Origin of the sequence: Neobacillus niacini (genome assembly GCF_023715415.1) — a bacterium.
Lineage (GTDB): Bacteria > Bacillota > Bacilli > Bacillales > Cytobacillaceae > Neobacillus > Neobacillus niacini_C.
This window is the reverse complement of the sequence record NZ_JAMBOB010000005.1, coordinates 380,838-393,612: the sequence shown is the minus strand read 5'-3', so window position 1 is coordinate 393,612 and position 12,775 is coordinate 380,838. Positions and strand designations below refer to the sequence as shown.

The 12,775-nt window shown below is 36.5% G+C and carries 12 protein-coding genes and 1 other annotated feature; all 12 genes read right to left on the bottom strand.

Going from position 1 to position 12,775, the window contains the following annotated elements; translation table 11 throughout:
• Nucleotides 1–164 precede the first annotated feature (164 nt).
• The 12 genes from rpoD to M3189_RS13935 all read right to left on the bottom strand — a co-directional run bounded on the left by rpoD (nucleotide 165) and on the right by M3189_RS13935 (nucleotide 12,672).
• Nucleotides 165–1,292, bottom strand: coding sequence for an RNA polymerase sigma factor RpoD (rpoD, locus tag M3189_RS13990; protein WP_095247056.1), 1,128 nt, complete (start codon nucleotides 1,290–1,292; stop codon nucleotides 165–167).
• A gap of 42 nt (nucleotides 1,293–1,334) precedes the next feature.
• Nucleotides 1,335–3,143, bottom strand: a complete 1,809-nt coding sequence (gene dnaG, locus M3189_RS13985) for a DNA primase (RefSeq protein WP_251634675.1) — start codon at nucleotides 3,141–3,143, stop codon at nucleotides 1,335–1,337.
• A 691-nt stretch (nucleotides 3,144–3,834) separates the two neighbouring features.
• Nucleotides 3,835–4,644, bottom strand: a complete 810-nt coding sequence (locus tag M3189_RS13980; RefSeq protein ID WP_251634674.1) for a pyruvate, water dikinase regulatory protein — start codon at nucleotides 4,642–4,644, stop codon at nucleotides 3,835–3,837.
• Between the two features lie 60 nt (nucleotides 4,645–4,704).
• The gene (locus M3189_RS13975) at nucleotides 4,705–5,340 is read right to left on the bottom strand and encodes a helix-turn-helix transcriptional regulator (RefSeq protein WP_285889644.1); all 636 of its coding nucleotides are present in this window, start codon (nucleotides 5,338–5,340) and stop codon (nucleotides 4,705–4,707) included.
• Between the two features lie 54 nt (nucleotides 5,341–5,394).
• A complete protein-coding gene (locus tag M3189_RS13970) occupies nucleotides 5,395–6,777 on the bottom strand; it encodes a glycine--tRNA ligase (RefSeq protein WP_251634787.1) in 1,383 nt (460 codons plus the stop codon).
• Nucleotides 6,778–6,833: 56 nt separating this feature from the next.
• Nucleotides 6,834–7,020, bottom strand: a binding site (T-box leader).
• Nucleotides 7,021–7,070: 50 nt separating this feature from the next.
• Nucleotides 7,071–7,823 carry a DNA repair protein RecO gene (gene recO, locus M3189_RS13965; protein ID WP_251634673.1) on the bottom strand — a complete coding sequence of 251 codons (753 nt, stop codon included), beginning with the start codon at nucleotides 7,821–7,823 and terminating at the stop codon, nucleotides 7,071–7,073.
• Between the two features lie 31 nt (nucleotides 7,824–7,854).
• The gene (locus tag M3189_RS13960) at nucleotides 7,855–7,998 is read right to left on the bottom strand and encodes a YqzL family protein (protein ID WP_075686228.1); all 144 of its coding nucleotides are present in this window, start codon (nucleotides 7,996–7,998) and stop codon (nucleotides 7,855–7,857) included.
• Between the two features lie 168 nt (nucleotides 7,999–8,166).
• The gene (gene era, locus M3189_RS13955; RefSeq protein ID WP_251634670.1) at nucleotides 8,167–9,087 is read right to left on the bottom strand and encodes a GTPase Era; all 921 of its coding nucleotides are present in this window, start codon (nucleotides 9,085–9,087) and stop codon (nucleotides 8,167–8,169) included.
• On the bottom strand, nucleotides 9,080–9,478 hold the full coding sequence (locus M3189_RS13950; protein WP_251634669.1) for a cytidine deaminase: 399 nt from the start codon (nucleotides 9,476–9,478) through the stop codon (nucleotides 9,080–9,082). Before M3189_RS13950 ends, era begins: the two co-directional genes overlap by 8 nt.
• A 194-nt stretch (nucleotides 9,479–9,672) precedes the next feature.
• Nucleotides 9,673–10,050, bottom strand: a complete 378-nt coding sequence (locus M3189_RS13945; protein ID WP_251634668.1) for a diacylglycerol kinase family protein — start codon at nucleotides 10,048–10,050, stop codon at nucleotides 9,673–9,675.
• Nucleotides 10,034–10,507, bottom strand: a complete 474-nt coding sequence (ybeY, locus tag M3189_RS13940; RefSeq protein WP_251634667.1) for an rRNA maturation RNase YbeY — start codon at nucleotides 10,505–10,507, stop codon at nucleotides 10,034–10,036. Before ybeY ends, M3189_RS13945 begins: the two co-directional genes overlap by 17 nt.
• Nucleotides 10,504–12,672 (bottom strand): HD family phosphohydrolase, encoded by a 2,169-nt coding sequence (locus M3189_RS13935; RefSeq protein ID WP_251634666.1) that lies wholly within the window; start codon nucleotides 12,670–12,672, stop codon nucleotides 10,504–10,506. The genes ybeY and M3189_RS13935 overlap by 4 nt, the downstream gene beginning before the upstream one ends.
• Nucleotides 12,673–12,775 lie beyond the last annotated feature (103 nt).

The window sequence follows — 12,775 nt, the reverse complement described above, 5'->3', positions numbered from 1 at the left end:
AATGAATTGTGATAAAAATCAAAAAGTTTACTTTTGGCTATTTGCAAAGTGTAAAACAATTCAGTAAAATAAATACAAATAGAGAAAGTGCTTTCATTTCCATGATTTCAAAAAAATAGTTTACCTCTGGGTTAGAAGTAAACTACTTTAAAATATTTAGAAATTTATTCTAAAAAGTCTTTTAGACGCTTACTGCGACTAGGATGTCTTAATTTACGCAAAGCCTTTGCTTCAATTTGGCGGATACGTTCACGGGTAACACCGAAAACCTTACCTACCTCTTCTAGCGTGCGTGTGCGGCCGTCATCTAAACCAAAGCGGAGACGAAGCACGTTTTCTTCACGATCCGTCAATGTATCAAGGACATCTTCTAGCTGCTCCTTTAATAATTCATAGGCAGCATGCTCCGAAGGTGAAGTAGCATCTTGGTCTTCAATGAAATCACCTAAGTGTGAGTCATCCTCTTCACCTATTGGCGTTTCAAGGGAAACAGGCTCTTGAGCAATTTTTAAAATTTCTCTAACTTTATCTGGTGTTAAGTCCATATCTTCGCCAATTTCTTCTGGTGTAGGTTCACGGCCAAGGTCTTGAAGTAATTGTCTTTGGACGCGGATAAGTTTATTTATGGTTTCAACCATATGAACAGGAATACGAATAGTCCTAGCTTGGTCAGCGATTGCTCTTGTTATAGCTTGACGTATCCACCATGTAGCATAGGTACTGAACTTAAATCCTTTTTGATAGTCAAATTTTTCAACAGCTTTAATTAATCCCATATTGCCTTCCTGGATAAGATCAAGGAATAGCATACCACGGCCAACATATCGCTTTGCAATACTAACCACAAGGCGGAGGTTGGCTTCAGCTAGTCGCCGCTTCGCTTCTTCGTCACCTTTTTCTATACGAAGTGCCAACTCTTTTTCATCATCGGCAGAAAGCAAATCAACTCGGCCTATTTCTTTTAAATACATACGAACAGGATCATTTATTTTAACTCCAGGTGGAACGCTAAGATCATTTAAATCAAACTCATCGTCATCCCCTTTTGCTAATTGCTTAGGATTAGGATCTTCGTCTTCGCTTTCACCCACTAATTCAATTCCCTGCTCAGTTAGAGATTCTAAGAAGTCATCCATCTGATCAGATTCTAAATCAAAATTTGCCATTCTTTCCGCAATATCATCATAGGCAAGGACGCCGGTTTTCTTTCCCAGTACCGTTAACTGGTCTTTTACTTGTTCAAAAGTCAATTCGTTCTCGGTCTCTTTTGAACGGGCTGATTTTTCAGCCATATGTCCCCCTCCTTCCAGAATCAAAGACATTAAAAATGGAATCTATAGCGATTTACGCAATTGAATAATTTCATTCCCAATTGCGGCAGCTTTACTAAAGTCACTTTGTCGCTCAGCTTCTTTTTGTTCCACTTCTTTTTCTTTTATCTTTAACAATTTTTGATAATTCAACACCTGTTTGATATAATCAGTTAATTCTTGATTGCTTAATTCTTCATTAATTGACATCATTTCGATGTCAGCGACTATTCTTCTAAGATTTTCATCCTGAATATAGGTTAAAAACGCACTAGAATCAGGTTTCATATGCTCTTCGTAAAAACCAATTAGATATGTTATTATTGCCTGATGTTCATCGATGTTAAACGTATTACCCTTTAATAAATCCTGGACCCTATAAGCTGTGTCCCGATTTCTTAACATATGGGCAAGTAACCGTCTTTCAGCAGTGTAATGCGCAGGCTTTAATTTCTTATCCTGTTTAACCCTAACACTAGTCTTATTTATCGGCGGTGGTTGACCATTTGACTTCCTTTTTTCTGTGAAGAATATTTGTTTCAACTGTTGCTGTAAGGCGTCAAGAGAAATGGAAAACTCAGAGGCAAGCTGCCGCAAATAATGATCTTTTTCAACAGCTTTTGTCAATTTACTTATTTCTTTAAGTATTGTTTCGATATAGGCAAGCCGATCTCCTTCTAATTGAAGATTTTTTCCTCTTCGAAAATAAAGAAATTTAAAAGCCATCCAAGTATGGCTTGCACCTATGACCTCATTACGAAACTTTTCTGGACCATTCTTTTTTATATATTCATCTGGATCAAGTCCATCAGACATCATAGCAACTTTTACGGAACAACCCACATCGATGAGCATATTTCCAGCTCGAAAGGCAGCCTCAATCCCTGCTTTGTCCGAATCAAAACAAATCGTAATCGACTCAGTATTCTGTCGTATTAGGGTAATGTGCTCTTCTGTTAAAGAAGTACCCATTGTGGCGATACCATTTTCCACACCAGATTTATCAGCAGCTATGACATCAGCAAATCCCTCAAAAAGAACAGCCTGCTGCAATTTTCGAATACTAGGTTTGGCTAGATGAAAATTATATAAAATTTTGCTTTTATTAAAGATTACTGTTTCGGGACTATTTAAATATTTGGGCTCATCGGCCCCTAATGATCTCCCCGAAAAAGCAATACAGTTTCCATTTCGGTCAAAAATCGGGAACATAATCCGATCACGGAATCGATCAAAGTAGGTTCCATCCCTTTCTCGTTTGATAATCAATCCGGCCTTTTCAATTATTTCAGGAGAAAAGTCTCTTTTCGTAAGAAATTTGTATACAAAATCCCATGAATTTAATGAATAACCAATTTGAAATTTATCAATCGATTCTCGGGTAAAGCCTCTGTTCAACAAATACTCTAAAGCATGTTGACCGTCTTTCGTATTAACCAATAAGTGATGGTAGAATTTTCGCAAAAGCTCATGCGCATCCAGCATTGACTGAACTTCCGGTGATACACTCTTACCTTTCCCGCTAGCTGAGAAGTTTACTTGTAAGTCAACATTAGCCTTTTCAGCTAATTTAACGGCTGCTTCTAGAAATGAAATTCCTTCAAGCTCCATTAAAAATGAGAAAACATTTCCTCCCGCTCCACAGCCAAAGCAATGAAAAATTTGTTTATCGGTTGAAACGGAAAACGATGGGGAGTTTTCTCCATGGAAAGGACATAATCCGAAGTAGTTTCGCCCTTGTTTTTTCAGTTGAACGTATTCGCTAATAATTTCAACAATATCAACAGACTGACGAATTTGATTAATTTTTTCTTCGGCAATCCGTTCTGCCATGAAAAACATCTCCATTTATACTTATTCTGCAAAGAAATCTAAATTCCTGCATATTTCGACAAAATTTTTGTAGTTCTTTCGTGAATTTTGTACGATCATCAGAATTAAAAATTTCAATATTTCTGTGTAACAGTAATATCCCCCTTTGCAGTATGATTCAAAATGAATAAGTCCGTCGCTTCTGTACTGGAATCAACTTCTTATGTAGAAGTACCATATGTAGTCGTATTGTTTCCATGTTTGATTAGAAGAAGCAATAAATGGAAATAGTAGAAGCAATTTCGACAATTTCCTCTTTCAACGGGCATGAATTGCGCATCGACAAATTTAGTTGAAATAGCTTTTGTATAAGTAATAATTCTACATCTCTCAGCAAATTCCTTCTTTAAGATGCTAACTTTTTTTACATACACTCACCATTTGCAAGCCTTAAGGCGCTTTTAGGAGGGTAGTTGTACTTACACATGCAAAATTTCATAAATCTGTGATTTGAATAGCCTATAAAAGACTTATGTCGAATTTTTTTCATTAGGTTCCCTTGACATCTAACAATAAATAGTTTATTCGTATACGTGCAAGTCTAAACCTAAAAGATTCATTTTTATCACAATTTTTTATTATAGTACATTCTTTTCTATATTTCCATACTTTTTTAGCCTTATATGAAAAACACATAATCTAAGATTATGTGCTAGGATCTTCTTTTATGAAAGTAATTAAGAATAACATTTGCAGTTTCTTCTACAGCTTTATTGGTAACATCAATAACTGGACAATTTATTCTATTCACTATCTTTTCAAAGAAGGTTAATTCATCACGAATTCGTTCAATATTTGCATAGCTTGCCTGATCATTTAATCCTAGTGAGAGTAACCGTTCACGCCTAATATTATTTAGTTTTTGCGGGCTGATTTTTAATCCAAAACATTTTTCAGCTGGTACTTTGTATAACTCATCTGGAGGGTCTACTTCTGGAACTAAGGGTACATTGGCAACTTTTAATCGTTTTAAAGCTAAGTATTGAGACAAAGGAGTTTTTGACGTTCTAGATACCCCAATTAGGACAATATCCGCTTTTAATATTCCCCTTGGATCTCTGCCATCATCATATTTCACAGCAAACTCAATAGCTTCTACTTTTTTAAAATAATCTTCATCAAGTTTTCTTACGAGTCCGGGTTCACATAGAGGGGTTTTCCCACTAAAAATTTGAATTTGATCCATGATTGGTCCCATTAAGTCAACAGCGTAAATTCCCGCTTCGTCCGCTTTTTCATTCATATAAACCCTCATATCAGGTTTTACAAGAGTAAATGCAATCATAGCGTGATCCATTGAAACTAGAGAAATTACTTCATCAATATGTTCCTTGTCCTCCACATAAGGGAATCGCTTCAATGTCATTCCTGATCCATTAAACTGGCTGATTGCTGCTTTTGTAACTAATTCAGCTGTTTCCCCCACTGAATCAGATACTACATATATGACTGGTGTAATCATTCTTCCTCAACAGCTCCTCTGGAAATACTTTAATATTTTTCTACATCCGGCCTAAAAATTTTATTCATCACCTAGGGCAACAAATGCCTTTGTGATATTAGTTTTTGTTATTCTGCCAATTACTTCATACCCATTTTCTGACTGTCTTACAACCGGTAGCGCATCAATTTGTTTATCGATGAGTAATTTAGCGACATCAATTAATGAGTCATCCATTTCACACATTGTTATATTAGGCATTCTAGTCATAATGATGTTTATTGGCAGTGTTGTAAGCTCCTGTTTACCGATACTGGCTCTAAGCAAATCTTTTCTTGATAAAACCCCAACTAAGAGAGCGTTTTGGTCTACAACAAATAATGTTCCCACATCCTCAAGGAACATTGTACAAATCGCATCATAAACCGAAACATTTTCCTTTACTATAACAGGGATTGAATTAAAATCTCGGACAAGTATTTTCTGGAGGTTTTCCGCTAATAGCTGAGTTCCAGATTTCCCTGTATAAAAGTAACCTACACGAGGTCTTGCGTCTAAGTATCCAGCCATTGTTAATATGGATAAATCTGGTCTTAATGTGGCTCTTGTTAGGTTTAGCTGTTCTGCAATGTTTTCCCCAGTAATCGGTCCATTATCCTTTACAATTTGAATAATAGTTTCTTGGCGTTTGGTCAGTTCTATTTTTCTCACCACCATATATAATCCAATATGTGAGGTGCGGTATAAACCGCACCATCAAAATTTTAAAAGTTAAAACATAATCTTATCCTGGATGAATGTGACTAGTTCTGCGATTGGTACTCGGGTTTGTTCCATTGTGTCTCGGTTTCTGATGGTTACCATTTTGTCTTCTTTTGAATCAAAATCAAAGGTGATACAGAATGGCGTACCAATTTCGTCATGTCTGCGGTATCTTTTTCCGATTGAACCTGCTTCGTCATAGTCAACGGAGAAATGCTTAGCTAATGTTTCATAGACTTCTCTGGCTTCTTCAGATAGTTTCTTTGACAATGGAAGAATAGCTGCCTTAAAAGGTGCCAGTGCCGGGTGGAAGTGCATTACCGTTCTTGACGTTCCATCTTCGAGCTGTTCTTCGTCATAGGCATCAATTAAAAATGCTAAGGTTACCCTGTCCGCACCTAGAGATGGCTCAATGCAATAAGGAACATATCTTTCATTTGTCTCTGGATCAATATAGTTAAAGTCTTCACCAGAGAATTGCATATGCTGCTTTAAGTCATAATCTGTCCGTGAAGCCACACCCCAAAGTTCTCCCCAGCCAAATGGGAATTTATATTCAAAATCGGTAGTCGCATTACTATAATGTGATAGTTCATCTTCTGAATGATCACGAAGTCTTAAATTTTCCTTATTCAATCCTAAAGAATGAAGCCATTGTTCTGCAAAGTTCTTCCAATAATCAAACCATTTCAAGTCCTCACCAGGTTTACAGAAAAACTCAAGCTCCATTTGTTCAAACTCACGAGTACGGAAAGTAAAGTTACCAGGCGTGATTTCATTTCGGAAGCTTTTTCCGATTTGCGCAATCCCAAACGGTAATTTCTTTCTCATCGTACGCTGAACATTTTTAAAATTAACGAAGATTCCTTGTGCTGTTTCAGGACGAAGGAAAATTTCATTCGTGCTAGATTCAGTTACCCCTTGAAAGGTTTTAAACATGAGGTTAAATTGGCGAATACCTGTAAAATCATGGCTACCGCAATCAGGGCACGCAATATTATGTTCTTTAACAAGATCTTCCATTTTATCAAATGGAAGTCCATCAACGATCATCTCGACTCCCTTTTCATCAAGAGCGTTTTCAATCAACTTATCGGCACGATGTCTCGCCTTACAGTTTTTACAATCAATCATTGGATCGTTAAAGTTACCAATGTGACCAGAAGCCTCCCAAGTTCTTGGGTTCATTAAAATGCTTGCATCCAAACCAACATTGTATGGGGATTCTTGAACAAATTTCTTCCACCAAGCTTGTTTAATATTGTTTTTAAATTCTACCCCAAGTGGACCATAATCCCATGTATTTGCCAGACCACCGTAGATTTCTGATCCAGGAAAAATAAAACCTCTATGTTTTGCGTGAGAAACGATCTGCTCCATTGATACTTTCATTTTCATTACTCCTCCTAAATAAAATAAAAAACTCTCGTCGCTATGCTTAAAATAAGCATAGGGACGAGAGTTACCCGCGGTTCCACCCTATTTGCTGCATGTTATAAGCAGCCTCTTTAATGTGTGAGTTCACACATGATATGCTCAAGAACGCCTTCCTTAGGTCCCTATACCCTAGCTCACACCATCCTAGGTTCGCTTTTATAAAGATTGCTAAGTACTCTTTTCCATCATTGCAACTATTTATTATTAAGACACATGATATCGAAATCCGAAATAAATGTCAATAAGTACTAGAATTGATTTCGGAATTTTTCCATTGACAGAAGAAATTTCTTTGATTTTAGATAAAGACCAGAATATTCTTCATAGTACGCAGAAATAATTTTTTTCAATTCATCCTTTGTTTCCTGCTTAACTGAGATGTTCCCCAATCTTGATAAATCAATAAAATAAAATTGCCGTAATAATTTTACAGATGATGGCGATAATTTATAATGGTACGGATCTTTATCTAAGCAGCGATGACAGATAAAGCCGCCTTCACGAATGGAAAAAGAAAAAAGTCCGTCTGTGCTGCCGCAAACGGAACATTGATTAAGAGTTGGATATAATCCCAATAATTCAAGCATTTTCATCTCGTAGATATTCATCAGAATATCTGAATCATACCCTTCATTCATATAATTAAGTGTCTGAAACAGCAGTTCGAAATGAAATGGGTTTGGTTTCTTATCCTCCGTACACTTATCTGTTAATTCGACAATATAACTAGCATAGGCAGTTAAGAATATATCTTCCCCGATACTCCGAAAGCTAGTAATCATTTCTCCCTGTTGAACGGTCCCTAATCCAGTCCCTCTTTGGACTAGAAAGTATCCGTGCGTAAATAGCTGGGTAATTGAGGAAAGACGGCTGTTTGGCTTTTTGGCACCTCTTGCCATAATACCAATCTTTCCCCATTCCCTTGTATATAGTGTAATAATTTTATTGGTTTCACCATAATCTGTAGTTCTAATGACGATGCCTTCACACTTTTGGAGCATATATGTCACCATCCCGATACATTAGACAAACTTATGAAACGGGAAAATCCATTTGCGCTAGATCTTCATTCTGATTTCCGGGTATTTCTTGGTTTTCCTTCTCAAGCTCTTTAAAGAGAAGATATGTGTCAATATTACCTGTCTGTAGGAATACTTTCCACGTAAAATCCATCATCGAAAACCCCACCTTTCATGATTTAGACTAGCCTTTTAAAAAATCCCAAACCTTACAATTATCATAGCCTGCCTACGCAAAAATCATAAGACGAAAATTTTGTTAATGTTGTCCATGCATAATTTTATATAATAGTTAATATTTTAGTTAGGGTTTAGATAGTTCGTATTAATATTCATCTTCGTTAAAGCCATAATCGCGAAGCTGGGACATTTTATTACGCCAATCTTTTTGAACTTTAACCCAAAGCTCCAAGAAAACTTTTGACCCTAAAAGATTTTCAATATCGACTCGGGCACGTTTCCCTATTTCCTTAAGCATACTTCCTTGTTTCCCAATTATGATGCCCTTTTGAGAATCTCTCTCGACAATAACAGTAGCCATAACATGAATAATATCCTTCCCTCCATGTTGTCGTTCCATCTTATCTAGAACAACAGCAAGGGAATGAGGAATTTCTTCACGTGTTAAGTGCAGCGCTTTCTCTCGGATTAATTCCGTGATAATAAATCTTTCTGGGTGATCGGTAACCTGATCTGCCGGATAATACTGCGGTCCTTCAGGTAAATAAACCTTAATTTGTTCTAATAAACGTTCCACATTATTTCCTTCAAGTGCTGAAATAGGAACAATTTCTTTAAAAGGATACTTTTCTTTATATGATTCGATTAGTGGCAACAATTCATCTGGGTGTATCTGATCGATTTTATTTATAACAAGGAAGATTGGTGTGTTGATGGTTTCGAACTTTTCAAGAATAAATTCTTCCCCCCGGCCAAACCCTTCCTCAGCATTTACCATAAATAGGATTAAATCAACTTCTTTTAATGTGTTTTGTGCAACCTTCATCATAAAATCGCCAAGTTTATGTTTTGGCTTATGAATCCCTGGTGTGTCAATAAAGACCATTTGCGTATCATCTAAGGTAAGTACACCCTGAATTTTGTTTCGAGTTGTCTGTGGTTTATCACTCATAATAGCAATTTTCTGACCAATAACCCGGTTTAGAAATGTTGACTTCCCAACATTTGGACGTCCAATAATTGAAATAAATCCTGATTTATAACCTTGTGTTTTATTACTAAGCATGTAAATCCTCCGGAGAAAAGGCACCTGGAAGTAACTCGGCTACAGTAAGTTCTAAAATATCACCTTTTAAGTTGGTAAGTACAACCTTCATGTCACTTGGGCAAAGTTCCGAAATTACCTGTCGACATGCCCCACATGGCGAGCATGGTCGATCTGTGTCAGCGACAACTGCAAGCATTTTAAAGTCTCGATCACCTTCAGAATAGGCTTTAAATAATGCAGTACGTTCAGCGCAATTGCACATGCTATAAGCGGCATTTTCAATATTGCATCCATGATATACTTTTCCATCTGTTGTTAAAAGTGCAGCTCCTACCTGAAAATTAGAGTAAGGAACATAGGCTTTTTCTCTTGCTTTCTTTGATTCTTCAATTAATTTCTCGGTGTTCAAAGTTCAATCTTCCCTTCGGAGCAGTAATTATCTGCCACTTACTTTATTTTACCCTAAAAATGTCACAAAATCATCACTTGTTGCGAAAAAGTAATATAAAAATTTGAATTTTCATAAAAATCAGCTAATTTACCCATAGCAGGTTAGAGCTGTTACGTTATTGTACCGAATTCGTAATTCCATTTCAAATAACATCAGAATAACCATCTAATAAAATAGGGTAAAAAGATTATAATCCCAATTACAACCACAATAACAGCATAAATAAAAACCGCTCCGGCAGCTAAATCTTTTGCTTGTTTTGCAAGCGGGTGGTACTCCACTGTAATTAAATCAACAACACGCTCAATCGCACTATTCATCAATTCTAAGGAGAAAATTCCACCTATTGCTACAATGACAAATAACCATTCCCATTTATTGATTGAAAAGAAGATTGAACACCCAATTACAATTATCGAAACCAATAAATGGATGCGCATATTTCTTTCTGTCTGAAGAGCTGTCTTTATCCCAGTAAAGGCAAAATGAAATGACTTCCATATAGTAAACTGTTTATCTTGTAAGTCCATAGTCGTCTAAAATTTCCCTTTGTCTCGAAAACATTTTTTCTTCCTCTGCCTTTTCCATGTGATCATACCCCAGGAGATGGAGGAAACCATGTACAGATAAAAAGCCTAGTTCGCGAATAAAAGAATGCCCATATTCCTTTGCTTGTTCTTCTGCCTTTGGTATAGAAATGATGATATCACCCAAGACACGAGGGAGCTCTGCCCCTTTCAATTGAATTTCTCCCTCACCAAGCTCTTCCATAGCGAAGGAAATAACATCCGTGGGAGCATCTTTCTCTCTGAATTCCCGATTAATTTCGTGTATTCTTTCATTGGATACAAATGTAACTGAAACCTCACTATTATCTTCAACATTTTCTTTAGCAGCTGCAAAATTTAGCAGTTTTTCAATTTGTTCCAGTTGCTCGTCAGACAGTTGATTTGTTTCGTCCACTAAATCAATCATCAATTTGTTCATACTTGGACCACCTTCTTCGTCATTTCTGGATATTCAATTCTCGAGTGGAAAATTCCCTTTAACGTTTCACAAAAAGAGTGCGACACTGTTTCTAATTCTTTTAATGTTAAATCACATTCATTTAATTGCCCATCCTGCAGCCGATCTGAAACAATCTTCTTAACAAGTGATTCAATTGTTTCAGGGGTAGGCTGGTTAAGTGATCTAACTGCAGCCTCAACGCTGTCAGCAATACCAACAATAGCTGATTCTTTCGTTTGTGCTTTTGGACCAGGGTACCGGTATTCCTCTTCCTTTACATCGTCTCCGCATCCTACAGCCTTATGGTAAAAGAATTTTAATAAAGTAGTCCCATGATGCTGTTCAGCTATATGAATGATTTCCCTTGGCATGTTGTATTTTTTTAATATTGCTACCCCATCTGTAACATGTGAAATAATGATATTTGCACTTTTATCAGGCGGCAGCCGGTCATGTGGGTTTTCCCGGTGCATCTGGTTTTCTATGAAAAAGTTTGGACGTTTTGTTTTCCCAATATCATGGTAATAACAGCCCACCCTTGCAAGCAGTCCATTTGCTCCAATGGCTTCACAGGCTGCGTCCGCTAAATTAGCAACCATAACACTATGGTGATAGGTCCCAGGTGCTTCCATTAAGATTTTCCTCAGAAGTGGATGATTAGGGTTTGAAAGCTCAATTAACTTCATTGTAGAGAGAATTCCGAAGCTGGTTTCAAGTAATGGTAATAATCCCATTGTCAAAACAGCGGAACCGATACCTGAAAAAATGGCTGTTAAAATATAATACCCATATTCCAACCCTGAGAATTGTCCATTAGGTAAAAACATAAGTGCCCAAATGGTAAAAAGATTTACTGCTGCTGCAAAGGAACCTGCTTGCAAAATTTTGGAGCGCTGATTTTGATCACTTAAGAAGAGCAAAGCTGCAAGAGAGCTAAACAAAATATAGATTCCCACAGAAAAATTAAGTGTTCCCGACACCCCTTCATTAAATAAAAGACTGCCAAAAATAGAAAAGATAATCGATGATAGAATCGCAAGCTTTTCATCAATCAATATCTTAATTAACATCCCGCCCATAGCTGCAGGGAATAAATATCCAATCCCTGAATAGTTGAAAATTTGAAGCATGCTGACAATTTTCAAAACAAAAAACGTCAGGATAAAAATAATCCCAAACAAGAGAAGGTTGGTATGTCTCTTTTCTGGCTGCTCCTTCAATTGATAGAAATAGTAATAAAGTGACGAAAGAATAATTGAAAGTAAGATAGTTAAACCAATGAAAGGTTTATATGACTGCTTGTTGTCCAACAATCCTACTAGTTCTAGTTGTCGAAATTCTTCCTGACGGATTAATTTACCCTCTTCAATAATAATTTGTCCCTGCAGGATTCTCACAGGCTCAATAGACTCTGCAGTCTGTTTACGCAGCTCTTCGGTAGCCTCTGGATCATAAAACTCATTTTGAATAACTGCATATCTGCCTAATTCTATGGCCGCATTCTTTAAGTCACTGTTCAAAGTCGTAAATTTTAATTCTTCTTCTAGACTTTTTTTGGCATTTTCTACATCATCTGCTGAAATCCGCTTATTCATTACATTATTAATGGCTGTTACCGTCAAGTCTTTTGCAATCGCTAATTCATCATCACCAGCTTGTACCAATGCGGTAAAAACACGGTCTGATAAATCCTTGATTACTCGATCTGTTAATTTTTCTTTTAGCATGATTACTTTTTCGTCAACAGTTGGCTGCAGTCCATCTAGCGGATTTTCATCAGTCACAATCTGTTTTTTCATTTCATCCTTTATTTCTTTATTAACTTCCTTAGCTGAATCAAAAATGGATGAAATCAAATCTACTTGGTTGGACGAATATTCTTTTTTTAATGTATAGACGTCTTGAACTTGGTCTAATGCCTCTTGACGTTTTTTTTCTGTACTCATTTTATCCTCTACCGTTGCAGGGGATCGAATTGTTTTCTCAGCTACAGTTAATAGACTTATATCAAGTTTTTCAGGCTTTACATTTCCATACATAGAGGTAAAGAAAATGACTCCTAAAATAACAAACACTAATACTCTAAAGAAGGTATAATCCAAAAGCTTTTTTATCTTAATTAAGTATTGCTGTATTTTTTTCAACGAACTCCCCCCAAAAGCACTAGAAATAACCGTAGTCAAGTATGTAAACACGCTTTATGTAAAATGATAACAGTTTTTTCCTTAAGTTTCACCCTCTAATAAA

What these genes read in the sequence shown, in the direction of transcription:
- rpoD (WP_095247056.1), bottom strand. Translation starts at nt 1,292, where the DNA reads ATGGCTGAAAAATCAGCCCGTTCAAAAGAGACCGAGAACGAATTGACT.
- dnaG (WP_251634675.1), bottom strand. Translation starts at nt 3,143, where the DNA reads ATGGCAGAACGGATTGCCGAAGAAAAAATTAATCAAATTCGTCAGTCT.
- M3189_RS13980 (WP_251634674.1), bottom strand. Translation starts at nt 4,644, where the DNA reads ATGATTACACCAGTCATATATGTAGTATCTGATTCAGTGGGGGAAACA.
- M3189_RS13975 (WP_285889644.1), bottom strand. Translation starts at nt 5,340, where the DNA reads ATGGTGGTGAGAAAAATAGAACTGACCAAACGCCAAGAAACTATTATT.
- M3189_RS13970 (WP_251634787.1), bottom strand. Translation starts at nt 6,777, where the DNA reads ATGAAAGTATCAATGGAGCAGATCGTTTCTCACGCAAAACATAGAGGT.
- recO (WP_251634673.1), bottom strand. Translation starts at nt 7,823, where the DNA reads ATGCTCCAAAAGTGTGAAGGCATCGTCATTAGAACTACAGATTATGGT.
- M3189_RS13960 (WP_075686228.1), bottom strand. Translation starts at nt 7,998, where the DNA reads ATGATGGATTTTACGTGGAAAGTATTCCTACAGACAGGTAATATTGAC.
- era (WP_251634670.1), bottom strand. Translation starts at nt 9,087, where the DNA reads ATGCTTAGTAATAAAACACAAGGTTATAAATCAGGATTTATTTCAATT.
- M3189_RS13945 (WP_251634668.1), bottom strand. Translation starts at nt 10,050, where the DNA reads ATGGACTTACAAGATAAACAGTTTACTATATGGAAGTCATTTCATTTT.
- ybeY (WP_251634667.1), bottom strand. Translation starts at nt 10,507, where the DNA reads ATGAACAAATTGATGATTGATTTAGTGGACGAAACAAATCAACTGTCT.